21 protein-coding genes and 1 other RNA gene are annotated in these 22961 nt (G+C 51.3%); 18 read left to right on the top strand and 4 right to left on the bottom strand.

The genetic code is table 11. From position 1 onward, the window contains the following. Positions 1 to 27: 27 nt before the first annotated feature. The 4 genes from ssrA to SB719_RS15185 all read left to right on the top strand — a co-directional run bounded on the left by ssrA (position 28) and on the right by SB719_RS15185 (position 4666). Positions 28 to 390: a transfer-messenger RNA gene (ssrA, locus tag SB719_RS15170) on the top strand. Positions 391 to 582: 192 nt separating this feature from the next. After that, entirely contained in the window at positions 583 to 1785 is a 1203-nt protein-coding gene (locus SB719_RS15175) for an integrase domain-containing protein (protein ID WP_412159372.1), read from the top strand. After that, positions 1785 to 2906, top strand: a complete 1122-nt coding sequence (locus SB719_RS15180) for an SIR2 family protein (RefSeq protein ID WP_412159373.1) — start codon at positions 1785 to 1787, stop codon at positions 2904 to 2906. The genes SB719_RS15175 and SB719_RS15180 overlap by 1 nt, the downstream gene beginning before the upstream one ends. Then, positions 2894 to 4666, top strand: a complete 1773-nt coding sequence (locus tag SB719_RS15185; RefSeq protein WP_412159374.1) for an ATP-binding protein — start codon at positions 2894 to 2896, stop codon at positions 4664 to 4666. Before SB719_RS15180 ends, SB719_RS15185 begins: the two co-directional genes overlap by 13 nt. A gap of 243 nt (positions 4667 to 4909) precedes the next feature. Here the strand turns inward: SB719_RS15185 and SB719_RS15190 are convergent, their stop codons facing one another. Both SB719_RS15190 and SB719_RS15195 read right to left on the bottom strand, forming a co-directional pair. Next, the gene (locus SB719_RS15190) at positions 4910 to 5158 is read right to left on the bottom strand and encodes an ogr/Delta-like zinc finger family protein (RefSeq protein ID WP_412159375.1); all 249 of its coding nucleotides are present in this window, start codon (positions 5156 to 5158) and stop codon (positions 4910 to 4912) included. Beyond that, the gene (locus SB719_RS15195; RefSeq protein ID WP_412159376.1) at positions 5155 to 5871 is read right to left on the bottom strand and encodes a hypothetical protein; all 717 of its coding nucleotides are present in this window, start codon (positions 5869 to 5871) and stop codon (positions 5155 to 5157) included. The genes SB719_RS15190 and SB719_RS15195 overlap by 4 nt, the downstream gene beginning before the upstream one ends. Positions 5872 to 6379: 508 nt before the next feature. On the opposite strand from SB719_RS15195, the gene SB719_RS15200 reads away from it, so the two are divergent. From SB719_RS15200 to SB719_RS15240, 9 genes are all read left to right on the top strand, one after another. Further along, the gene (locus tag SB719_RS15200; protein WP_412159377.1) at positions 6380 to 6637 is read left to right on the top strand and encodes a helix-turn-helix transcriptional regulator; all 258 of its coding nucleotides are present in this window, start codon (positions 6380 to 6382) and stop codon (positions 6635 to 6637) included. Continuing rightward, complete coding sequence (locus tag SB719_RS15205; protein ID WP_412159378.1) at positions 6634 to 6882, top strand: hypothetical protein; 249 nt, start codon at positions 6634 to 6636, stop codon at positions 6880 to 6882. Before SB719_RS15200 ends, SB719_RS15205 begins: the two co-directional genes overlap by 4 nt. Positions 6883 to 6895: 13 nt before the next feature. Beyond that, positions 6896 to 7423 carry a host cell division inhibitor Icd-like protein gene (locus tag SB719_RS15210; protein ID WP_412159379.1) on the top strand — a complete coding sequence of 176 codons (528 nt, stop codon included), beginning with the start codon at positions 6896 to 6898 and terminating at the stop codon, positions 7421 to 7423. Beyond that, on the top strand, positions 7420 to 7686 hold the full coding sequence (locus tag SB719_RS15215; protein WP_412159380.1) for a hypothetical protein: 267 nt from the start codon (positions 7420 to 7422) through the stop codon (positions 7684 to 7686). Before SB719_RS15210 ends, SB719_RS15215 begins: the two co-directional genes overlap by 4 nt. After that, entirely contained in the window at positions 7673 to 8014 is a 342-nt protein-coding gene (locus SB719_RS15220; protein WP_412159381.1) for a DUF5375 family protein, read from the top strand. Before SB719_RS15215 ends, SB719_RS15220 begins: the two co-directional genes overlap by 14 nt. Before the next feature lie 14 nt (positions 8015 to 8028). After that, the gene (locus SB719_RS15225) at positions 8029 to 10341 is read left to right on the top strand and encodes a primase-like DNA-binding domain-containing protein (RefSeq protein WP_412159382.1); all 2313 of its coding nucleotides are present in this window, start codon (positions 8029 to 8031) and stop codon (positions 10339 to 10341) included. 341 nt (positions 10342 to 10682) lie between these two features. Then, positions 10683 to 11735, top strand: coding sequence for a hypothetical protein (locus tag SB719_RS15230; RefSeq protein WP_412159383.1), 1053 nt, complete (start codon positions 10683 to 10685; stop codon positions 11733 to 11735). Between the two features lie 722 nt (positions 11736 to 12457). After that, positions 12458 to 12814, top strand: coding sequence for a hypothetical protein (locus SB719_RS15235; protein ID WP_065650428.1), 357 nt, complete (start codon positions 12458 to 12460; stop codon positions 12812 to 12814). Positions 12815 to 12935: 121 nt separating this feature from the next. Continuing rightward, the gene (locus SB719_RS15240) at positions 12936 to 13595 is read left to right on the top strand and encodes an epoxyqueuosine reductase QueH (protein ID WP_304235905.1); all 660 of its coding nucleotides are present in this window, start codon (positions 12936 to 12938) and stop codon (positions 13593 to 13595) included. Positions 13596 to 13609: 14 nt separating this feature from the next. Here the strand turns inward: SB719_RS15240 and SB719_RS15245 are convergent, their stop codons facing one another. Together SB719_RS15245 and mgtA are read right to left on the bottom strand one after the other, a co-directional pair. Then, entirely contained in the window at positions 13610 to 14287 is a 678-nt protein-coding gene (locus tag SB719_RS15245) for an SDR family oxidoreductase (RefSeq protein WP_412159384.1), read from the bottom strand. Positions 14288 to 14442: 155 nt separating this feature from the next. After that, positions 14443 to 17154, bottom strand: a complete 2712-nt coding sequence (mgtA, locus tag SB719_RS15250) for a magnesium-translocating P-type ATPase (RefSeq protein ID WP_412159385.1) — start codon at positions 17152 to 17154, stop codon at positions 14443 to 14445. An 801-nt stretch (positions 17155 to 17955) separates the two neighbouring features. Between mgtA and SB719_RS15255 the strand changes: the two genes are divergently transcribed. The 5 genes from SB719_RS15255 to SB719_RS15275 are packed head-to-tail and all read left to right on the top strand — an operon-like array spanning position 17956 to position 22911. Beyond that, complete coding sequence (locus tag SB719_RS15255) at positions 17956 to 19524, top strand: ABC transporter substrate-binding protein (protein WP_292970020.1); 1569 nt, start codon at positions 17956 to 17958, stop codon at positions 19522 to 19524. Further along, positions 19524 to 20576, top strand: a complete 1053-nt coding sequence (locus SB719_RS15260) for an ABC transporter permease (protein ID WP_065648635.1) — start codon at positions 19524 to 19526, stop codon at positions 20574 to 20576. Before SB719_RS15255 ends, SB719_RS15260 begins: the two co-directional genes overlap by 1 nt. After that, a complete protein-coding gene (locus tag SB719_RS15265; RefSeq protein ID WP_065648634.1) occupies positions 20573 to 21430 on the top strand; it encodes an ABC transporter permease in 858 nt (285 codons plus the stop codon). Before SB719_RS15260 ends, SB719_RS15265 begins: the two co-directional genes overlap by 4 nt. Next, positions 21420 to 22253, top strand: coding sequence for an ABC transporter ATP-binding protein (locus tag SB719_RS15270; RefSeq protein ID WP_314688156.1), 834 nt, complete (start codon positions 21420 to 21422; stop codon positions 22251 to 22253). Before SB719_RS15265 ends, SB719_RS15270 begins: the two co-directional genes overlap by 11 nt. Next, positions 22246 to 22911, top strand: coding sequence for an ABC transporter ATP-binding protein (locus SB719_RS15275; RefSeq protein WP_065648632.1), 666 nt, complete (start codon positions 22246 to 22248; stop codon positions 22909 to 22911). Before SB719_RS15270 ends, SB719_RS15275 begins: the two co-directional genes overlap by 8 nt. Positions 22912 to 22961: the final 50 nt, after the last annotated feature.

Here is a 22961-nt window from a genome sequence, read left to right on the forward strand (position 1 = left end):
TAGATTTGCGCTACAGTTTAACAACTTGGGGCTGATTCTGGATTCGACGGGATTCGCGAAACCCAAGGTGCATGCCGAGGGGCGGTTTGCCTCGTAAAAAGCCGCAAAAAAATAGTCGCAAACGACGAAAACTACGCACTAGCAGCTTAATAACCTGCTTAGAGCCCTCTCTCCCTAGCCTCCGCTCTTAGGACGGGGATCAAGAGAGGTCAAACCCAAAAGAGATCGCGTGGATGCCCTGCCTGGGGTTGAAGCGTTAAAACTAATCAGGCTAGTCTGTCAGTGGCGTGTCTGTCCGCAGCTGCCAGGCGAATGTAAAGACTGACTAAGCATGTAGTACCGACGGTGTAGTAATTTCGGACGCGGGTTCAACTCCCGCCAGCTCCACCAAAATCCTTCGAAGATGATTCCAGAGTCATCCGTAGAAGTCCTGAAAGCCCGCATGGCACAAGCCCTGCGGGCTTTTTTGTGTCTGTAACCTTCCGAGACGATCCGCCTGAATCCAGAGATAATTGGTACACGAATTGGTACACGTTATAATGTGTACCAAAAACGTGTACCAATTATGGACGGAAACCAGTCATGGCGCGGATGACACGCCCCCTCACCAATAACGAAATCCTCAAAGCTAAGCCTCAAGAGAAAGACTTCACGCTTCACGATGGCGACGGACTTTTCCTGCTCGTGAAAACATCCGGTAAGAAGCTGTGGCGTTTTCGCTACCAGCGGCCAGAAAGCAGCAGTCGTACAAATCTCAGCCTAGGCTCTTACCCTGCCCTAACGCTTGCTGTCGCACGCCAAATGCGTGACCAATATCTTTCGATGCTTGCGCAAGGGATTGACCCGCAGAAGCAGCAAGAGGAAGTGTCAGAGCAACGTCAAATCGAACTGGATAGCATTTTTTCAGTTGTGGCCGGGAGGTGGTTCCAGCTCAAAAGCAAAAGCGTCACTGAGGATTACGCGAAGGATATTTGGCGATCGCTGGAGAAAGACATCTTCCCTTCTATAGGTGAGATTCCTGTCCAAACACTCAAAGCCAGAACGATCGTTGAAGCATTGGAGCCGATTAAAGCTCGCGGGGCGCTTGAGACAGTTCGCCGGTTAGTGCAGCGCATTAACGAGATTATGATTTACGCGGTTAATATCGGTTTGATCGATGCAAACCCAGCGTCTGGCGTTGGGATGGCTTTCGAAAAGCCAAAAAAACAAAACATGCCGACGCTTAGACCTGAGGAACTACCAAAACTAATAAACTCATTGATGATGTCTAACTTATCAATTCCAACACGCTGTCTAATTGAGTGGCAGCTTCTTACTCTTGTTCGACCTTCTGAAGCTGCGGGGGCTCGTTGGGACGAAATCGATCTAGATGCTAAGCTATGGACTATTCCAGCAGAGCGTATGAAAGCCAAGCGCTTGCATATTGTTCCACTTTCTTCACAAGCTATGTATATACTTGATGTTATGCAATCAATAAGCAACAACAGAGAGCATGTCTTTCCTAGTAGAAATAATCCCAAGCAAGCAATGAATAGTCAAACGGCTAACGCAGCATTAAAGCGAATTGGTTTTGGAGGTAAACTCGTCGCTCATGGCTTACGTTCAATCGCGAGTACAGCAATGAATGAAGCTGGGTTAAATCCTGATGTGATCGAGTCAGCATTAGCTCATACGGATAAAAATGAAGTTCGTAGAGCTTATAATCGCTCAATTTATTTAGAACAGAGAATTGAGTTGATGAATTGGTGGGGTACACAAGTGAGTAAGCATAAGGAGTTTAAATAATGGATAAAGAATTCCCTTGCAGGGCATCAAATATTTATGACAAGAATATAAATTTCCTGTTCGGTTCTGGAGCCTCTGCTACATACATACCAACTCTGTGGTTAGATAAAGATACAACATATGAAACCTTACTTTCACATAGTGACATTAAAGGTAAAACAGATGTAGAAAACTACATATTAAGCGCCTATTATAACAACATTATTCATAAAACCTTTTGCATTGAACCAAAACCTACACCCAAGAAATTTTCTAAAACCTTACAAGATTACAATAGATTTTTGTATGAACTGGTTTCCCTATTGGAAAGAAAAGGCTCGAACCAAATAAAAAGAGGGAATATTTTCACTACAAACTATGATCTCTTTTTTGAAACAGCAGCTGATATTGCCCTTAACAAAAAAAGCTTTTATTTCAATGATGGAGCATTGGGATTTAGAGAGCGAAGCCTAAACATCAGCAATTTCCATTTATCACATTGGCATCAAGGAACACACGATCTATATAAACAAGAAATCCCAACAGTTAATATAATAAAGATGCATGGTTCCGTATCATGGAATAAAAATAATGAACAAAAAATTAACATTGACTACCCAAAGTTTGCACCAGAAAAAACCAAGTTAGAATGCAGTATAGATATAAATGATTTTACTAAGAACTTTAATGACACAGATGAAGACCTTTCTGACTACTTAGATCTTAGTAAAAAAGATATTGATAGCCTTGCTGATTTTAGAGTTGACTATGACAGATTGGCAATAGTAAGCCCTACAAAAGAAAAGTTTTCTGAAACTGTTTTCCAGCAACATTATTACCAAAGCCTTCGTCTCTTGAGCTATGAACTTGAAAAACCTCAAACTGTTTTAATATGCTTTGGTTTCTCATTCCAAGATGAGCATATTTTAGAAATAATTAAGCGCTCTCTCAGCAATCCAACATTGAAAGTTTTTATTTTTTGCTACAGCAAGGATAGTCGGCGATCAATAAATGAAACAATCAATGATTCAAGAATAACGTACATATATCCCAAAATCGATGCCCACAATATTTCTTTTGATACTTTTATAGATAGGATTTTTACATCTGATAACGGAGATTGGATTTCATGGACGGATTAAATGTTGGTTATGTTACTCAAGTAAAAGGAACAATGGTAGTAGCGAAAGTTGACCATGCTCTGTATCAGTCAACTTACTTTCATCATGGAAAAATCCTCAGAGGAATAGCTATTAATGAATTCGTTCTAATTCGAAAGGGGTATCAGGATATAGTAGGAAAAATAATCGGCGAAGAAATTGTTGAAAATTTCAATATTCGACAGGATGAGATTGAGCAAAAAAAATATGATAGATTCATTGAACTTAGTATATTAGGTTACTTCTTTGAAGGACGATTCCACTCTGGAATTAAATTCCTTCCGATGATAAATGATCAGCTTTATTTAATATCAGACGAGAAGATTTCTGAAATTTACAACTTCAGAAAATCAAATGATACCCCTTTAATTGACATCGGCAAGTCAATCCTTGAAGAGTTGCCAATCAGCATACCTATTAATGGTGTATTTAACTCGCACATAGGTATTTTTGGAAATACTGGCAGTGGAAAATCAAATACTCTGGCAAAACTATACCATTCTCTTCTCACTCTCGTCATGGATAACATCGACTTCAAACAGAAATCAAAAATTACACTGATAGATTTCAATGGCGAATATGGAACCTTAGCTAAAAGCTTCCCTGAAATAAGCAAAACCGTAGAGTTAAATACGAAAACCCCTCAAGATAAGTTACATTTCTCAGAGGGTGAATTTTGGGATGATGAGCTACTATCAGTCCTATTCTCAGCAACTGAAAAAACCCAAAAACCGTTCCTAACCCATTTAGTAAGAAATAAAAATGAATATGACAACAACCTCGACACATATCTTAAAAGATCAATTTCAATCATGTTTGGAACTAACCAGCATAGAGAAACGATAACATTACTCAAAGGCTTAATACCATATTTCCCAGAGAGAGATCATAAGTCAATCTCTGATGAATTAGCCCATTTCACATGGCACTCAACTCAAAATAAATATGACCATCCGAATAACTGGATTAATCATCCTGACGATGCCATAGATAATTTAAAAACAACATATAACAGCTCACTTATTGCCAATTCTGTTTTCGATGAAATTTTCATACGCTCAACGTTGCAGTTAATTAATTCCGTATCAAAAAACTACGTCCAATATGAACACATATCGCCGCTAATCAACAAGATAACCGCAACCGGCCCCTCATTATCGAAAGTGATTGGAGTGTCGAATTTAAAATCAGAACGATTACCTATTACTATTGTATCTTTAAAACACTGCAATCAATCAATAAAAAAAACCATTCCCATGATGATTGCAAAATGCTCATTCTTAGACCACAAATCGACAGATAATGATTGCGAAAGTTTCCATTTGATTATTGATGAAGCACACAATATATTATCAGAAAGTTCAACTAGAGAAGCTGAAAGTTGGAAAGACTATAGATTAGAATTATTTGAAGAAATAATTAAAGAGGGTAGGAAATTTGGTTATTTTGTGACTATATCAAGCCAGCGACCTTTTGATATATCACCCACAATCATTTCACAGCTACATAATTACTTCATACATCGATTGGTGAATGAAAATGATCTCTTTCTTTTAAAAAATACGTTAAGCACTCTTGATTCTGCATCAAGGTCATTAATTCCTACCCTTCCCCCTGGAGCCTGTATTGTCTCAGGAACTGCTTTCCATACTCCTTTGATTGTACAGATGGAACGGCTTACTGAAGATATGGCTCCTCAGAGCGATACTCTAAATCTTGAATCTTTATGGGGACTGTCATAGACGCGCGCAATGCTATCCCCGCCACGCCTGCCCGCTTTATGTACCGCTTATCATGCAGGTGCATAAAGCCATCTAAGCCGCGCCCTGTATGGCCTGAACCTATCCCACAAACGCATATTTTTGCATGCGAATCCATGCACTCTATACATGCATGGCTCTTTACAAACCGGCTTGCCAGAAAAAAGCTTTCAAACGACGAACTGCAGAAACAAAAAAGCCGCTATTGGGGCAGCGGCTGTAAGGTTAGTGAGTATTGCGGAATGCTGATCCATATCGGCCTAACGTCTGCCGTTCCTTAACCGGCACCGACACGACTTCCTCAACGGGTTCCGGCGGTGGCGCGGTGATGACTTTAGTAATGCTCTCGTTCGTTTTGAATGTGCAGGAGCAATCCAGATTTGTGCACTGGTGATAACGCTCTTTTACCTGCTCGGACATATAGCGGCTGGATTTCGCATGCGCCGGGCTTTTGCAGTACGGACAATGCATCATTTTTGGTCGCCTCCCTTCAATTCATCGAGCTGTGCCTGAACTGATATAGCCATTTTGGTGCGGCGTACCGGCGAATTATATAGTTCCATATCGACGCCGGTCAGCGCAGGGCGATACAGACCGATATTTTCCAGTAATGGAGCTTCTTTCAAAATACTTTCAGGCAGCGCGATCGCCGCGCGAGTCAAAGCATTCCCCACAAGCCATGCTATGTCGCGCGTTGTGTCGCGATCTTCACCGACGAAAGTGGATGCGATACTTTCGCGCTGGAGGCGCAATTTGATTGCCCATAGCAGCGAAGGGCTTACGTTACGCAATGCCGATTCCCAATGCGCGTCAGCAAACTCAGTAAAGGCTGTCTGGTGTGCTTCAACGTATTCTTTGCCGCTGGCACAGCAGCGCAGCATGGCAAATTGCTTATCCAGCTCCAGTTCTTTCAGCAATCCCGCAAATTCATCGGCCAGCTCGCGGCTGGCGATGCGCTGCGAATGTTCGGCACGAAGTTCGGCCGTGAGGTTGCCACGTAGTTTTCGAAAACTAGTGCGCCAGTAGCTCTCTGCTTCTTTACCCGCCTCAATAGCTTCCTGACGTTCTTTCTCACAACGGGTGATGTCAGCAGCGACAGCGTTAAACGCCGTCATTTTTGCCGTGTGCTCGGCGCGCGCTTTTTCAAATCGAATCAGTGACGCAGGTTTATTTTCTGTAGTGCTCATCGTTGTCTCGCATCGTCTGTAAAGGATGAGCACATTCTGTCGTGTACCAACGGACGAATCATTTCATTGCTTTCTGCCTGTCGCTCAGCAAGCAAACCCGAAATCTTGCCTAATTCATGCTTTAACGAATTTTAGTTCTGATTAAACTATTCACTACTGTTCACTAAGATAAAAAATATAGTAAATACAGTAATTAAAGTAGTGAACAGTTAGCCGCAAAGTATTCACCCGGTATTCACTAGTGTTCACGGCTCAAAAAATTGACTCTTTTCCTGGCTAGCTTCTAATGATTGTCTTTACCTATCAATTAAAATAATTTTGAAGTTTTTTTGTCAAAAATACCTATAGATACTTACAGGAGATAACAGGGTATAACAGAATTCAAAATTGCTCATTTAGTAGCCTTTAGGGCTTGTTTACAATAGAAAAAATATGCTCAAAATAGGGAGTTACCCAAAGACACACCCGTAACCGGACAGCTCCGGTCGGACTAAAAAAAGGTAACGCCATGCACTCTGTTTCATCTTCTACAAACCCAATGACGCCTTTAACTGGTGAAGTTTCCTATCCCCGTGATCGCTTTATGCGCCTGCCCGAAGTTATCAACACCTGCGGTCTGTCACGCTCTACGATTTATGACTTTATCAGCCGTGAGCAGTTTCCGTCGCAGATTTCCCTCGGTGGTAAAAACGTTGCCTGGCTGGCATCTGAAATTGATGGCTGGATGCAGTCGCGCATCGCACAACGCGCCGGAGGTGCTGCATGATCACCTTAAACTTTGGCATTGACTCATTTCCACTAACCAAAGATGAAGCGGTCTACATCGCCGAAAGCCTCATAAGCGCGGTCAGTAATAAGCCTGCAGCCTCACCGGCCTTTAACAGCGGAATGCACGGCCATATTTCGGTGCTGGGTAATAAAGCTGACTCGGCTAAACGGAAGAGAAGCAGAACTAACAGCACACTCCGATCAAATCCGCAGCAGTCCGATCAAGTCCTGACCGATTGCTAAGGAAATCGCTGCAATGAACGAAAAAAGCCTTTTCTCTGGCGAGCGGTCGTTATACAGTTTTCGCGCTGCCGCAAAATCGGCAGCCGGGCGTAGGAACCCGAGTTACTTCAAGGCGACAATACACGCGCCATGCGTGTTTTTTTATGTCGTTGCCTTAGTGCGCCATTTTTTAGCGCAGCGGTTCTTATGCCGTTGTGCCGTCAAAATAATGGTGGCTCAGGCGGGGCAGCCTTCGGGCTGGCCGGTGTCCTTGAAGGCCGGTATTCCTACCCCCGTCTGGGCTACCACCAATGAGCGTAGGAACTCCGGTGGTAGTTATTACAGCTACTTCAAGGAGACTGCCATCTTGGCTACGGTTACTAACACCGCTCATCTCGAATTCACCTTTATTTTCGCCGCTGTGCGCCGCACCGATCGCGCTGCCCGTCCCTGCATGCTTCGCTTTGCCGCAAAAGACGAGCGCACAGCCCGCGCCAATTTCATTCGCGACTATGTCCTGTGCTTTGCCGGTCATGTACCGGTAAAGGCGGTGACCGCATGAATAGGCTTGCCGAACTCACTAACAGCCGCAGCACCTATTCAATCCCGCACGCAGACTATCTGCGCCTGCTGCACGCTCACTCGGTTGGCGTGACCGTACTCGATATGTTCGATTCGGTTAATTGCCTCAGCGCCCCAAGTTGCGTACCGGACAGCGCCGCGTTGGCCTCTGTCGTTGCCCTTCTCACCGATCAGCTCGGTAAAGTCGTTGAAACCTGTGATTCCCTGATTCTTGCCACGGAGGCTCGCCATGATGACCGCTAATAATTCCTGCTTACCCGTTGAAGTCCGTATTGCCGTTTACCGTCGTGCGCTGGCACAGGGTTATCTCAATGCCTGCAAAACGCTGGGCATCACCGTTACAGCAACACTCGACGAGCTGCAGATGACCATCGCGCTTGAGCTGGAAGGGTTTTATGTGCGCCGCCACGGCGCGGAAGCCGGAATGGAAATGGCCTGCACAATGCTCGGCGATATGGTTGAACCTGACCTGCTGACAGCACCGCCGCGCCTGACGCGTCTTGGTGCAACCATGATGGATGAGTTGTTCTGCAGCCAGCTTGCCGCAACCCGCCGCGCCACGTTGCATTAAGGGAGATCGAGCAGATGAAACACATTGTCTCTGACACGGTAAAAGCGGCCGCCGGATTCTGGCCGCAACTGCTGCCCGCGCTCGGCATCAGCATTCACGCCAGCGGCAGACACGGCGCATGCCCGGTTTGCGGCGGCAAAGATCGTTTCCGCTTTGATAATCAGGACGGGCGCGGGACGTGGCACTGTAATCAGTGCGGAGCCGGTGACGGCCTGAATCTGGTTGAGAAGGCGCTAGACGTAAATGCCAAAGAGGCGGCGCTCAAAATCGCTGACATGCTCGGCGCACTGCCCCCGGCATCAAAAGCACCGGTGAACACAGTGGATAAAGCTGCTGTACAATCCGAGGCAACCGCTCGGGCGTACGAGCTGATCGCCGCAGCCGTCAGCCGCACGGATAACGCCTACCTTCTATCGAAAGGGCTGCACAGCACGCCAGCGTTAACGCTGGCCGCCGGGCTGCGCTGTGGCGGTGTCAGTTTTGTAGCCGGTGATCTGCTAGTCCCGCTGACCGATGAAACTGGCAACGCCGTCAATGTTCAGTTGATTAATGCCGCTGGCGACAAGCGCACCCTGCCCGGCGGACAGGTCAAAGGCGCTTATCACCTTGCAGGCGAGCCTGACGGCAAAACGCTGTGGCTTACCGAAGGCTACGCAACAGGCCTGACGGTGCAGCGCCTGACGGGGCAGCCGGTTTACGTGGCGCTTAGCGCGAATAACCTGCCATCGCTGGCCGCGCAGTTACGCAAAATCAATCCTGATGCGTTGATGCTGATTGCCGCCGATCGTGACGACAACGGCACAGGCCAGCTCAAAGCCGAAGAAGCAGCAAAAGCCTGCAACGGTAAGGCCGCTTTGCCGCCAGAAACCGGCGACTGGAATGACGTCTGGCAGGCACAGGGCGACATCACAACGCAGGCACTTCTCACCGCCTTCACTCAGCCCCATAAGCCAAGCCCGTTTGAGTCCGTCAGCGAAGCCGATCTTAAAGCCATGAGCGCCAGCGAAAAGGCAGAACTACTGGTCGAGCACTACGGGCAGGCGCTGGCCGTGCCGCCTGTTGGGGAGGAAATCTGCCGGTATGAGAACGGCGCGTGGCAGGTGATGCCGGTGCAGATGCTGCGCCGCGAAATCGCCGCGCTGTTCCAGAAGGTGCGCGCACCGTTTTCAGCAGCCGGAATTGGCAGCGTGCTCGACACGCTCAAGCTTATGGTGCCGCAGATGGGTGAACCGCCGCGCCGCCTGATTGGTTTTCGCAACGGCGTTTTTGATACCACGAACAGCACGTTCAGCCCGCACCGCCGTGAGAACTGGCTGCGCACGGTCAACAGCGTTGACTACTCCGCGCCGCGTTCCGGCGAAAATCTTGCAGACCATGCCCCTAACTTTTACCGCTGGTTAACACGGGCGGCCGCGCATAATCACGATAAGCAGGAGCGCATCCTCGCGGCGTTATTTATGGTGCTGGCAAACCGCTATGACTGGCAGATGTTCCTGGAAGTGACCGGTCCAGGCGGAAGCGGGAAAAGCGTATTAGCCTCGATCGCCACGTTGCTTGCTGGCCGGGATAACACCACGTCCGCCACTATCGACACACTGGAATCATCACGCGAGCGTGCCAGCGTGGTGGGATTCTCGCTTATTATTCTGCCTGATCAGGAAAAGTGGAGCGGCGACGGAGCTGGCATTAAGGCGATTACCGGCGGCGATGCGGTAGCTATCGATCCAAAGTATCGCGATGCCTATTCAACCCATATCCCAGCGGTGATTCTAGCGGTGAACAACAATCCAATGCGTTTCAGCGATCGCAGCGGTGGCGTGTCGCGTCGCCGGGTAATCCTGACGTTCCCGGAAGTAATACCGGCGAAAGAGCGCGACCCGCAGCTACTCGACAAAATCAGTGCCGAGCTGGCCGTGATTGTTCGTCACCTGATGCAGCGCTTTACTTCACCGAACGAAGCGCGCGAGCTGTTGCAGGCGCAACAGTCATCCGGCGAAGCGCTGGAGATAAAGCGACAGGCTGATCCGCTGGTCGATTTCTGTGGCTACCTGATGCCACTAAGCACGCCGAATGGGCTGTTTATCGGTAACGCCAACATTCGCCCGATAAACCCGAAGCGCTATCTCTACCATGCTTATTTATCGTTTATGGAATCGCGTGGCCATCAGCACCCGCTCAGCTTGACAGCTTTCGGCCAAGCTGTGCCGCAGACGCTGAAGGAGTATGAGCGAGTATTGCTCAAGCGCCGGACGAATAATGGCATACAGACCAATCTTACGCTGCACGAAGACAGCGAGGCAGATTGGCTGCCAGCATGTAGCGCCTGATAATGTCATTTGATATAAACCGGTTTAGGCCGGTTTTTTATTTCTTACCGAAGAAATTTGATAGCAATCTTAATATCAAGAATTAAGCATTGAGCGACAAGATAAGAATCACTTCAGAGAAATAAAGTTTAGAAACTTCAACCTTTACATTAGAAATAACAATAAATCTCAGCACTAATAAAACACCTAAACAGTTGAGTTATAATTAGCAAATACAGGATTAATTAATATCATCACTACACCCCTTCACACGTTCATTTATAAATACCAACCTTTTTCATTGACAAAAAAACATTAAGAAGGATAATAAATAAAACAATTAAACATCAAGGAACAAAGGGATGAAACCAGCGTGCGTTTTTTGTGGCAACCAACCTAACGATAAAAATAAAGAACATGTATTCCCAAAGTGGTTATTAAAAATGACCGGGTTTGATAAAAAAGAAATGTCAGTAGGGTCAAACTGGGATACAAAAAAAGAGATAGTATTTAACTCACTTTCATACACTTTCCCAGCATGTAAATCATGCAATGATGCCTTTGCGGTAATTGAGGGGAAAGTTAAACCCATCATGGAAAAACTACTACTTGACCAAGATGTAACTGGCTTGGACATTGAATTATTACTTGATTGGTTTGATAAAATTCGCATAAGTGCTTGGCTAGGGGTAAAGTACCTTAACAAAGACTTTTTCAGAATGACTCCAAAGTATTATATCAATCAGCGAAAAGGAATAAAAGATAGATATCTTTCAATTACCAACACTTACCAAGAAGGTAAAACGCTCAACATTTCAGGAATTAATACAATTGGTTTTATGCTTAGTCCTACAGCGCTAACTCTTAGAGTTAATAATTTAATTTTTGTAAATTGCTCTTCAGATCTTATAGTCTCTAGAAAACTAGGATTTCCATATAGAAAACTCGAAATCCCAACTCCAGATTCTGAAACAGTAGATGTTATTCTTGGTAGAGCAACAAAGAAGATGTCGCCAAAAATATTTGATTCTAAATTATACACTCCTTGCATTTTTATAGCTCAACCAATTTTCAAAATTTACAAAGAATTTCAACCAAGTTTCTATGATGATGACTACGTGAAAGATAATTCTTATGATCATGAAAATGGCGTGGGTAAGTTATTCATGGGAAAAGGAGGTAAAATTAAAACCGTCGAGCGTGATGACACATTAAACTTTGCGATGCCTGATGCAAAAGTTAATCTAGGTAAAATAAAAGTCGTTCAACCTATTATTGATTTACAAATCGAACTACTTTTAGAGCCTAAAAGAAACCTCAAAAACTTAACTGCCGAGCAGAAAGTAAATGAATTTAAAGTTAAAAAACTAATTTTAGATTCATTGATTGAAACAGCTAAGATTTACAATTATTAATTAGCCATAATTTAATACCCACATACGATGACACCGAGGCAGATTGACTGTCAATTAGCAGTATCTGCCTCTCAAAAACCGGAGCAGCTCGGTTTTTATCATCTCGGTCAAGGTGATCACCCCTAGTGCACACTCGTGTACATCCTGCCGCAAACCCTTCACCACCTAACCAAATGAATTTGATGAATAAAAAACAAAAGTGAACAGTGTGAACACTTTTCCCTTAAATCATTTTATTTTGGATTTAGCGCCGAGCATTCGGTATCCTAGCGCAGCCGTTCCGGGGTATGAGATCCAATAATTGGTACACGTTTAGGTACACGGAACAAAGTTGAATTGACGAAAAACTCTTAATTTCATGAACTTGCGAAACTTATTCAGACTCCGCCAGCCCTTTAAAACCTCCATAACATAATCCCCACAGGGTTTTGCACCTCCTGCTTATTAACCCAGGCTTACCGTGCAGCACTTTCATTTCTCCTTTGCTCCCTCTCCGCCCATACAACTCCCCCACCCATCCAAACCATAAATCACCCCAAAACCTGCATTCACCATTTCAAAATCCGCCACTGAGCAGTAATACCCTGCAGCCACTTTCACAGCTAACCCAACCCCTCAGCACGTTTTCATTCACTTACAGTTTTATCCTGGAGCGCAACGTTGCTCAGTGTGCCACTCTTAACTACGCTCATATCACCAAATACGTTAAATGAGGGACTATGATGAAAAAGACCATTATTGCTGTATCTGCTTTCCTGCTGGCTTCTTCCGCGTTTGCGGCTACCACACACGCAACTGACGATACGGTCGCTAACGCTCAGGCTGGCGCTAACACAGCGAAAGAGAAACTGCATCAGGCGCAGCATCAGGGCGAAGAGCAGCGTCTTAAAGCGAAGCACGCGGCGAAAGGCGAAAGCGACAGCATGACCAGCAAAGCCAGCGAAGGCACCCAGAAAACCTGGAACAAGACCAAAGAAGGCACTGAGAAAGGCTGGGATGCGACCAAAGAAGGCGCACAGAAAGGCTGGAACAAAACCAAAGAAGGTGCCAGCGATCTGAAACAGAAAGTCAGCGAGTAAGCTGCACTGCTGTGATGAAAAGGCCGCCCTGCGGCCTTTTTGTTTTTCTACTGCCGCATTTTGCATCCGGTGCCGTAACTCCCTACACTACGCCTATCCTCTGCAAGCTTAACGGTTACTTATGTCTGAAACCTTCACACGTCAGCCGCTGCCGCTGCCCGGCGGACACAATAAAGTGCTGCTGCACTCCTGCTGCGCGCCCTGCTCCGGCGAAGTGATGGAAGCGATGCTCGCTTCCGGCATCGACTACACCATTTTCTTCTACAATCCGAATATTCATCCGCTGAAAGAGTATGAGCTGCGTAAAGAGGAGAATATCCGCTTTGCTGAGCAGTCTGGCGTGCCGTTCGTGGATGCTGACTACGACAAAGATAACTGGTTTGAGCGCGCGCGCGGCATGGAGTGGGAGCCGGAACGCGGCGTACGCTGCACCATGTGTTTCGATATGCGCTTTGAACGCACCGCGCTTTACGCGCACGAGCACGGCTTTCCGGTGATCACCAGTTCGCTCGGAATTTCACGCTGGAAGGATATGAAGCAGATCAACGACTGCGGCGTGCGGGCGGCGGCGCACTATCCGGATATGCTCTACTGGGAGTTTAACTGGCGTAAAGGCGGCGGCTCATCGCGCATGATTGAGATCAGCAAACGCGAGCGCTTCTATCAGCAGGAGTACTGCGGCTGCATCTACTCACTGCGTGATACCAACCGGCACCGCGTGGCCGGTGGTCGGGAGCGCATTGAGATTGGGGTGCAGTATTACGCGCCTGACGACGCGTAAACCGGCCTGAAACATCACCAGGCAAGCGCGTCGCCTTTATAATCAAGGTAGTGATGACCGCCCTCGCCGCGATAGCGCTGCAGCTGCGCAACCAGCCCTGCTGCGCTCTCTTCCGCTGTGATATCGGCGTTCTCGCCACCCATATCGGTTTTTACCCAGCCCGGATGCAGCGACAGCAGCGTCGCCCCCTGCGGCCGCATCTCTTTTGCCAGCGCGCGGCTCAGCATATTAAGCGCCGCCTTGCTGGCCGAGTAGAGCGGCATCGCGGCGACGCGGTTTTCATTCAGGCTCGCCAGCTGTGACGTAGTGATCCCGACTACGCTCTGCTTATCACGCAGCAGCGGCAGCAGGCTCTCCGCCAGCCGCACCGGGGCCACCGCATTAGTGAGAAACAGCTCGCTCAGCTCCGCATCCTCTGCCTGCTGCAGCTGCTGCGCATCCGGGCCAAAGATGCCGGCGTTGATCAGCACCGCATCAAACTGCTCACCCTGTAACTGCTGCAGCAGCGCCGCACGCGCCGCGCCGTCGGTGATATCCAGCGCCAGCCAGCGCAGCCGCTCGTGCTGGTATGAGATCGCCGTGCGGCGGAAGGTGGCGGTCACGTCCCAGCCCGCCTGCAAAAACTGCTGTACCACCGCAAGCCCGATCCCTTTTGAAGCACCGATAACCAACGCGCGTTGTGACTGGCTCATATTTTTCTCCCGGACAGATAGCGAAACGGGCAGCGTATGCTGCCCGCGATGAACTAACGTAACACTAACGTTAGCACGGTAATCACCGTCATCATTAACACCAGGTGGCAGACCACCTTTGTCAGTTCCGGCTTTTTCATCGCACCTCCTGCGGATCAGAACCACTGACCAAAACGTTTGATGTAGAGGGTTTTCATACCCTGCGCCACCAGGCAGTAGCCGGTCAGGGTCGCCACCAGCCACGGAAAATAGGACCACGGCAGCGGCGTCAGGCCGACGCTGGCTCCCAGCGATGAGAACGGCAGCAGGCTCCCGGCGACCATGACGCAGGCGGTGGTCAGCAATACCGGCAGTGCGGCGCGGCTCTGAATAAACGGGATTTTGCGGGTGCGCAGCATATGCACCACCAGCGTCTGCGACAGCAGCCCTTCAACGAACCAGCCCGACTGAAACAGCGACTGCATCTCTGGCGTATTTGCGGCAAACACATACCACATCAGCGCAAAAGTGGTGATGTCGAACAGAGAGGAGGTCGGCCCGATCCACAGCATAAACCGTCTGATATTGCGCGCGTCCCACTTACGCGGTTTTTGCAGAAACTCTTTATCCAGTTTGTCCCACGGCATCGCCAGCTGCGAGATGTCATACATCAGGTTCTGAATCAGCAGATGAATCGCCAGCATCGGCAGAAACGGAATAAATGCGCTGGCGACCAGCACCGAAAAGACGTTGCCAAAGTTAGAGCTGGCGGTCATGTTCAGGTACTTGATGATGTTGCCAAAGGTCTCACGTCCTTTGATGATCCCCTCCTCCAGCACCCGCAGATCTTTCTCCAGCAGGATAATATCGGAGGACTCTTTAGCGATATCCGCCGCGCTGTCCACGGAGATCCCGACATCGGCCGCGCGCAGCGCCGGGGCGTCATTGATGCCATCACCCAGAAAACCCACGGTATGCCCCTGCTGCTGCAGCGCCGTCACAATACGCGACTTCTGCAGCGGCGTGAGTCTGGCAAACACCGCACTCTGTTGCACAGTCTGCGCCAGCTGCTCATCGCTCATCCGCGCCAGCTGTTCACCGGTTACCATCGCGCCGCTGTCGATACCCACCTCTGCACAGATGCGCGCGGTCACCACCGGGTTGTCACCGGTCAGGACTTTTATCGCGACACCATTATCACGCAGCGCGCTGACCGCCGGAGCCGCGCTGGCTTTAGGCGGATCAAGAAACGTCAGCATCCCTTCTATGGTGAGGTTCTGCTCATCTGCAACGTTCAGCGCCTGCTGCAGACCCGGCTCATCCAGTACGCGGCTCGCCACCAGCAGCACGCGAAACCCCTGCTGATTATACCCCTGCGCCAGCGCCAGCAGTTCCGCGCGACGGGTGTCATTCAGCGGCTGTATTAGCCTGCCTTCACGCTCTGCGACCGCGATGCTGAGCATCTCTTCAACGGCCCCTTTGCAGATCAGCAGCTGCTGGTTAAGCCGGCGATTGTGTACCACGACCGACACGCGCCGCCGGACAAAATCAAACGGCAGCTCATCAATCTTGCTCCATGCATCATTAATAGCGCCGCCCATACGCGCGCCGCCATAGTTCAGAATGGCGCGATCCATCGGGTTAGCGGTGCTGCTCTGGTAAAAGCTGTTAAGCCAGCTCAGCATCAGCACGCGACTGTTCTCCACGCCGGCACAGTCCACGTGCTGTGCCAGGGTAATGTTATCCTGCGTCAGCGTGCCGGTTTTATCCGTGCACAGCACATCCATCGCGCCAAGGTTCTGAATCGCGTTCAGGCGTTTCACAATCACCTTGCGACGCGACATGGCGATAGCCCCTTTTGCCAGGTTCGAGCTGACGATCATCGGCAGCATCTCCGGCGTCAGGCCCACTGCGACCGCCAGTGCGAACAACGAGGCTTCCAGCCAGTCGCCTTTGGTCAGGCCGTTAAGCAGCAGTACCACCGGCACCATAACCAGCATAAAGCGGATTAGCCGCCAGCTGACGCTGTTTACCCCGCGATCAAACGCCGTCTGGCTGCGTTTACCGGTAAGCGATTTTGCCAGACTGCCGAAATAGGTATCGCTGCCGGCGGCGACCACCACCCCTTTTGCGCAGCCGCTGGCCACGCTGGTGCCCATCAGGCAGATGCTGCCTGACTCAAGCAGCGACGCGCTCTGTTCGCATCCGCCCGCCGCTTTACTGGTGACATGGCCGGTGACGTCATATTTTTCTACCGGCAGCGACTCGCCGGTCAGGATCGCCTGACTGATAAACAGATCGCGCGACTCCAGCAGGCGGAGATCGGCCGGCACCAGATCGCCCGCGGAAAGGCAGATGATGTCCCCCGGTACCAGATCCGCGATATCCACTTCCCTGCGTACCGGCGACGCCTGCAGCGACGTACGCCGTATCACCGTTGCGGTCGTGCGCACCATCGATTTCAGCGCCTGGGCTGCTTTACTGGTGCGAAACTCCTGCCAGAAACGCAGTAATCCGCTCAGCGTTACCATAGTGATGATAATCGCGATCCCGGTCAGGTCGGTCTCCCCGCCCTGCCGCCGCGGGATCCAGTAATCAGTAAAAAAACTCACCGCGGCCAGCGCCATCAGCACATAGATAAATGGATTACTGAACGCCTGCAGCAGCTGCAGCAGCGCCGGTGGCGCGTCAATATGCCGGGCATCGTTAGGGCCATAGCGGCGCAGGCGTGCCGCAGCTTCTTCTTCGGTCAGGCCCGAAGCCTGACTGCACAGCCGTACCAGCGTTTCATCTGCAGTAAAGCCGGTTTCCTGCTCAATGCGGTAAAACGGCGACCGCAGATCCTTTTTCCGGTTATCCCGTTGCAGCTTATATTTCATATTGTTCATGTGACACCCCGATGGTGTTATTCAGGCAAGCGCTATCCTGCGCCTGGCGCATATAAACAGAGAGAGCCTGATAAATAATCAGCACGCTGAACCCGCTATTATCGGGCGAAAATATTACGCGTCTTTAATTAATAAAAGACGTCACGATCCTGCACCGAATAAAAGTGAGTGATTAAATGTGTATGGCGCAACGCCTGACTGAGAATGCGAAGTCAGGGTTAACGCACAGCAGACGGGTGCACGCTGAGGATCAGCGTGCGCATCGGGGTGGTGGAAATAGCGCTTTGTAAATCAGAGGCATAAATTACTCCCGCGAATCTATGTTCGCCATCAGCATTGCGTTTTCGGGAGCATTCTGCAGAGAACAGAACGTGCCGCCCGCCTGAGAGGCAAGCAGCAGCAAAAGGATCGGTGCGTCAGCTTGCCCTGTATCGCCATCGATAAGGTTGACTGTTCAACAAGATCCTCCAGATAGTTAGTTGCCGTTATTATATTTGTGCAACAAGTGAAGTAAAGCTGAATATAACGCATGAGCGGTTTATCTAAATTCTGTTGCCGTTTGGTTGAGCACGTTATTAATGGTTTGCGGTTGTGACCCGGTAAGTCCGCACAAAATCCGGGGCTGAAACATTTCTGAAAAAGCGTATCTGATGCGTACTATGCTGGTTATTATCGGCCATAACCCTTATAACAGAACCGCCGGTCTTAGAACCTAAAAGCATATGCATAGCCATAAATAGACTATTCTTCACTGGTACGCTCTCGTAAACTCGCGTTACTTTTTTAAGGCAAGGAAACAACATGAAAACAATTATTCCCTCACTGCTGGCGCTGTCGCTGGCGGCCGCCTTCTCTGCGCACGCTGCCACACCCAAAGATACGCTGGTAATTGCACAGTCTACCGATGATGCTGACAGCTTCGATCCGGCGCAGGGTTTTGAACTCACCACGGTACAGTCATTCACCAATATCTATCAGCGCCTGGTCCAGTCCGATCCGCAAAACCCGACCGACCTGAAACCGACGCTGGCGACCTCATGGCAGCCAGGCAGCGATAACCGCAGCCTGACGTTTGAGCTGCGTAAAGATGCGACCTTTGCCAGCGGCAATCCACTGCGCCCGGAAGATGTGATCTTCTCACTGGGTCGCGTGGTTAAACTGAATCTCGACCCCTCTTTTATTCTGACGCAGCTCGGCTGGAATAAAGATAACGTTGATAGCTTCCTGAAAAAGGTGGATGACCAGCACGTTCAGATCAGCTGGAACGCTAACGTCAGCCCGGCCTATGTGCTGAGCCTGCTCTCGGCGCCGGTCTCTTCAATCATTGATGAAAAAACAGCGCAGGCTAATGCGAAAAACGGCGATTTCGGTCATGCATGGCTGGGAACCCACTCTGCCGGCAGCGGCCCGTATCAGATCCGCAAGGTAGTACTGCATGAAGCGGTTCTGCTGTCGGCAAACCCCTCTTCACCCGCCGGTGCGCCGAAGCTGAAAAATATTCTGATCAAAAACGTACCGGAACCTGCGGCGCGCCGTCTGCTGCTGGAACAGGGCGATGTGGATATCGCACGTAACCTGGGCGCCGACCAGATTGCCGCGCTGAAAGGCAAAGCGGGGGTCAAAACCGATGCGATCCCGATGGCGTCGCTCTATTACATTCAGTTTAACGTCGGCAAAGATCCGGTGCTGAAAAACCCGGCGCTGTGGGAAGCGGCGCGCTATCTGTTCGATTATAAAGGCATTGCCGACAACCTGCTGAAAGGTCAGTTTGAAGTGCACCAGACCTTCCTGCCTAAAGGCTTTTTAGGCGCCCTGAATGAAACGCCATACAGCTACGATCCGGAAAAAGCCAAAGCGATTCTGAAGAAAGCGGGCCTGACGAATGTGAGCTTTACGCTCTCCACCAGCAATCAGCCGCCTTATCTTGATATCGCTCAGGCGCTGCAGGGCAGCTTTGCGAAGGGCGGGGTAAAAGTTGAGGTTCAGCCGGGCCTCAGCTCTGAAGTCTCAACGCGGGTTAAAGCGCATCAGTTTGAGGCGACGCTGAACGCCTGGGGTGCCGATTATTTCGATCCCAACACCAACGCCGCCTCCTTTGCCTATAATCCGGAAGATGGCAGCAAAACCATCGCCTACCGCTCTGACTGGCACATTCCGGAGCTGAGCAAGCAGACGCTGGCTGCCACGGCGGAAGCGGACAGCAACAAACGCGCAGAGCTGTACCAGGCGATGCAGCGCGAAGTGCTGAAAAACTCCCCGTACGTGATTGGCCTGCAGGCGCGTAATCTGGTTGCGCTGCGCGACAATCTGAAAGGCTATGTGCAGGGCATCAACCCCGATATGGTGTATTACGCGCAGGTCTCTAAATAATGTCCGTATCTGCTTCACAGACCGGGTTCGCCCGGTCACTCTGGCAGCGCGGCAGCCGCCTTGTCACCAGCCTGCTTTCGCTGCTGGTGACGCTGCTCGGGCTGCTGGCGTTTACCTTTATGCTGTCGCACCTTTCGCCGGTTGATCCGGTGCAGCAGATTGCCGGCGATCACGCCAGCGAAGCAACCTATGCGCAGGTGCGGCACGATCTCGGACTTGACCAGCCGGTGCTGGTGCAGTTCTGGCGCTATATCAGTCATCTGGCGCGCGGCGATTTAGGTCTTTCTCATCTGACGAATCAGCCGGTGAGCGCCGATCTGCTGCGTACCTTTCCGGCTACGATTGAGCTGGCCACCTGCGCAATGATCTTTGCCGCCGTGTTTGGCGTGGCGCTGGCGCTGCTGGCCGCGTGGAAGCCAGGCAGTGTTATCGACAACGTGGCGCGCTTTATTTCGCTGCTGGGTTATTCGGTGCCGGTGTTCTGGCTCGGGCTGCTGGGTCTGCTGCTGTTCTACGCGGTGCTGCACTGGTCCGCCGGACCGGGTCAGCTGGATGATATCTGGGTCTACACGCTGGAGCCCAAAACCGGCTTTGTGCTGATCGACAGCTGGCTCTCCGGCGATCCGGAGATGTTCCGTAATGCGATTGCGCATCTCTGGCTGCCGGTGGTAATTCTCGGCCTGCTGGCGATGGCGGGCATCACCCGCCTGCTGCGTGCGGCGCTGCTTGAAGAGAGCAGCAAAGAGTATGTGGTGCTGGCACGTGCAAAAGGCGCAGGCCGTACGCGCATCCTGCTGCGTCATATTCTGCCCAACGTCACCGGTACGCTGATCACCGTGATTGCGCTCTCGTATGCCACGCTGCTGGAAGGCTCGGTGCTGACAGAAACCGTCTTCGCCTGGCCGGGCGTAGGCCGTTACATGACCAATGCCCTGTTTTCAGCGGATGTGCCGGCTATCCTCGGCGCCACGCTGCTGATTGGCGGCTGCTTTATTCTGCTCAACGCCGTGGCTGATGCCCTGACCTGGTTAACCGATCCGAGAACCCGATGACTCAACAACTTCACGAACTGGAAAGCGTGCGTCCGCGTCGTCGTCGGGCGCGCGTGACTTCCCTCTCCATCGGCCTGACGCTGGTGGTGATTCTGATTGCGATGGCGCTGCTGGCACCGTGGCTGGCCCCGTTCGATCCGAATGTGCAGACCATTAACCAGCGCCTGCTGCCGCCCTCCGCCCTGCACTGGTTTGGCACCGACGGCTTTGGCCGCGACCTGCTGTCGCGCGTGATTTACGGTGCGCGCCCGACGCTGCTGCTGGTGTCGCTGATTCTGGTACTGACGATCCCGGTGGGATTACTGATTGGTATTACCGCCGGTTATGTCGGCGGCTGGACCGAGCGCGTGCTGATGCGCATTACGGATATCTTCCTGTCGTTACCGAATCTGGTGATTGCGCTGGCGCTGGTCGCCATGCTCGGTCCGGGCCTGATGAATGGCGCGCTGGCGCTGGCGCTGACCAGCTGGCCGCCGTTTGCCCGCCAGGCGCGTGCAGAGACGCTGGCGCTGCGCCGCAGCGACTATCTTGCCGCCGCGCGCATGCAGGGGATCACCGGCCTGCGGCTGATGTTCGGCCATATTCTGCCGCTCTGCCTGCCAACTGCCGTCGTGCGTGCTGCACTCAGCCTCGGCGGTATTATTCTTTCTGCTGCGGGTCTCGGTTTCCTCGGTATGGGCGTACAGCCTCCTACCGCCGAATGGGGCTCAATGGTTGCCGAAGGCAGTAAAGTGATTTTCGATCAGTGGTGGGTAGCTGCGGCGCCCGGCGCTGCGATTTTGTTCGCCAGCCTGGCGTTTAACCTGACAGGCGACGGCCTGCGCGATCGACTGGATACCCGCCATGCAAAATGAGTTATTGATTGATGCCCGCGGGCTGAGCATCCGCAGCGGCGAAGCACTGCTGGTGGATAACATCAGCTTTCAGATTGGCCGCGAACGCGTGGCGCTGGTCGGTGAATCCGGCTCCGGCAAATCACTCACCGCACGCTCGCTGATGGGCCTGCTCTCCCCTTCCCTGCAGCTGCAGGCTGAACGTCTGCAGATTGCCGGCGCTGATGCTCAGCGTCTGCAGGAGCGTGACTGGATCACGCTGCGCGGCGGCAAAGTGGCGATGGTGATGCAGGACCCGAAATATGCGCTTAACCCGACGCGTACTATTGGCTGGCAGGTAGAAGAGCCGCTGATTTTGCATCGTAAGCTGAGCCGCGCTGAACGCCGCGAGAAAGTGTATGAGATGCTGGCAGCCGTTGGCCTGCCCGAACCGCGTCAGCTGATAAAGCGCTACCCGCATCAGCTCTCCGGCGGCATGGGCCAGCGCGTGATGCTGGCGATTGCGCTGATCACCGATCCGGAACTGCTGATTGCCGACGAGCCGACCTCCGCGCTCGATCACGCCATGCGCGACCAGGTGCTGGCGCTGATCCGCCGTCTGGTTGAGCAGCGTAATATGGGGCTGCTGCTGATCAGTCACGATCTGCAGCAGGTCTCAGAACATTGTGAACGGGTAATGGTGATGTATAAGGGCCGGCTGCTTGATACGCTGCCGGCCTCACAGCTCTCTCATGCCACTCACCCTTATACCCGCACGCTGTGGGCCTGTCGTCCCGGTAAGGCGACGCACGGCGAACGTCTGCCGGTGCTGGATCGCGCTGCGCTGGAGAGAGAGAATGATTGAGTTATCAAACCTGAGCGTTGCCCATAAGCACGGCTATGAGCTGCGTACCGTAGTGCATGACGTCTCGCTGCAGGTCGCTGCCGGTGAATGTTTTGGCCTGGTCGGTCCCTCCGGCTGCGGTAAATCCTCGCTGCTGTGGGTGCTGGCCGGGCTGAACCCGCACTGGCAGGGCGAGATGACGCTGGCGCAGACGGCGGTGCAGCCCGGTAAAGCCTTTACCGGCCAGCTGCGGCGCGATGTGCAGATGGTGTTTCAGGACCCCTATGCCTCGCTGCATCCGCGTCATCGTCTGCGCCGCACGCTGGCGGAGCCCCTGAAGCTGCTGAAGCGCGACAATATCAATGAGCGCATCGACGCAGGTTTTCGTCATGTCGGTCTCGATCCGGCGCTGGCGGATCGCTATCCGCATCAGCTTTCGGGCGGACAGCGCCAGCGCGTGGCGATTGTACGCGCACTGCTGCTGGAACCTAAAATTCTGCTGCTGGATGAACCAACATCAGCGCTGGATATGTCGGTGCAGGCGGAGATCCTCAACCTGCTGAACGATCTCAAGCAGAACGACGGACTGACCATGGTGCTGGTCAGCCACGATCCGGATGTTATCGATCATATGTGCGATCGCGCGGCGCATATGGCGCAGGGACGCATTGTCAGTTAGCCTTTCGCTTATGCGGCCTCCGGTATCCGGCGGCCGCTTTCTGAATCTCT

This window comes from Pantoea sp. SIMBA_079 (assembly GCF_046940275.1).
Lineage (GTDB): Bacteria > Pseudomonadota > Gammaproteobacteria > Enterobacterales > Enterobacteriaceae > Pantoea > Pantoea borealis.

Bases quoted from the DNA above. Each gene is read 5' to 3' on its own strand.
- SB719_RS15245 (WP_412159384.1), bottom strand. From the start codon at position 14,287: ATGAGCCAGTCACAACGCGCGTTGGTTATCGGTGCTTCAAAAGGGATC.
- SB719_RS15240 (WP_304235905.1), top strand. From the start codon at position 12,936: ATGTCTGAAACCTTCACACGTCAGCCGCTGCCGCTGCCCGGCGGACAC.
- SB719_RS15275 (WP_065648632.1), top strand. From the start codon at position 22,246: ATGATTGAGTTATCAAACCTGAGCGTTGCCCATAAGCACGGCTATGAG.
- SB719_RS15235 (WP_065650428.1), top strand. From the start codon at position 12,458: ATGAAAAAGACCATTATTGCTGTATCTGCTTTCCTGCTGGCTTCTTCC.
- SB719_RS15215 (WP_412159380.1), top strand. From the start codon at position 7,420: ATGAATAGGCTTGCCGAACTCACTAACAGCCGCAGCACCTATTCAATC.
- SB719_RS15270 (WP_314688156.1), top strand. From the start codon at position 21,420: ATGCAAAATGAGTTATTGATTGATGCCCGCGGGCTGAGCATCCGCAGC.
- SB719_RS15210 (WP_412159379.1), top strand. From the start codon at position 6,896: ATGAACGAAAAAAGCCTTTTCTCTGGCGAGCGGTCGTTATACAGTTTT.
- SB719_RS15185 (WP_412159374.1), top strand. From the start codon at position 2,894: ATGGACGGATTAAATGTTGGTTATGTTACTCAAGTAAAAGGAACAATG.
- SB719_RS15195 (WP_412159376.1), bottom strand. From the start codon at position 5,871: ATGAGCACTACAGAAAATAAACCTGCGTCACTGATTCGATTTGAAAAA.
- SB719_RS15260 (WP_065648635.1), top strand. From the start codon at position 19,524: ATGTCCGTATCTGCTTCACAGACCGGGTTCGCCCGGTCACTCTGGCAG.
- SB719_RS15175 (WP_412159372.1), top strand. From the start codon at position 583: ATGGCGCGGATGACACGCCCCCTCACCAATAACGAAATCCTCAAAGCT.
- mgtA (WP_412159385.1), bottom strand. From the start codon at position 17,154: ATGAACAATATGAAATATAAGCTGCAACGGGATAACCGGAAAAAGGAT.
- SB719_RS15220 (WP_412159381.1), top strand. From the start codon at position 7,673: ATGATGACCGCTAATAATTCCTGCTTACCCGTTGAAGTCCGTATTGCC.
- SB719_RS15180 (WP_412159373.1), top strand. From the start codon at position 1,785: ATGGATAAAGAATTCCCTTGCAGGGCATCAAATATTTATGACAAGAAT.
- SB719_RS15230 (WP_412159383.1), top strand. From the start codon at position 10,683: ATGAAACCAGCGTGCGTTTTTTGTGGCAACCAACCTAACGATAAAAAT.
- SB719_RS15225 (WP_412159382.1), top strand. From the start codon at position 8,029: ATGAAACACATTGTCTCTGACACGGTAAAAGCGGCCGCCGGATTCTGG.
- SB719_RS15255 (WP_292970020.1), top strand. From the start codon at position 17,956: ATGAAAACAATTATTCCCTCACTGCTGGCGCTGTCGCTGGCGGCCGCC.
- SB719_RS15190 (WP_412159375.1), bottom strand. From the start codon at position 5,158: ATGATGCATTGTCCGTACTGCAAAAGCCCGGCGCATGCGAAATCCAGC.
- SB719_RS15205 (WP_412159378.1), top strand. From the start codon at position 6,634: ATGATCACCTTAAACTTTGGCATTGACTCATTTCCACTAACCAAAGAT.
- SB719_RS15265 (WP_065648634.1), top strand. From the start codon at position 20,573: ATGACTCAACAACTTCACGAACTGGAAAGCGTGCGTCCGCGTCGTCGT.
- SB719_RS15200 (WP_412159377.1), top strand. From the start codon at position 6,380: ATGCACTCTGTTTCATCTTCTACAAACCCAATGACGCCTTTAACTGGT.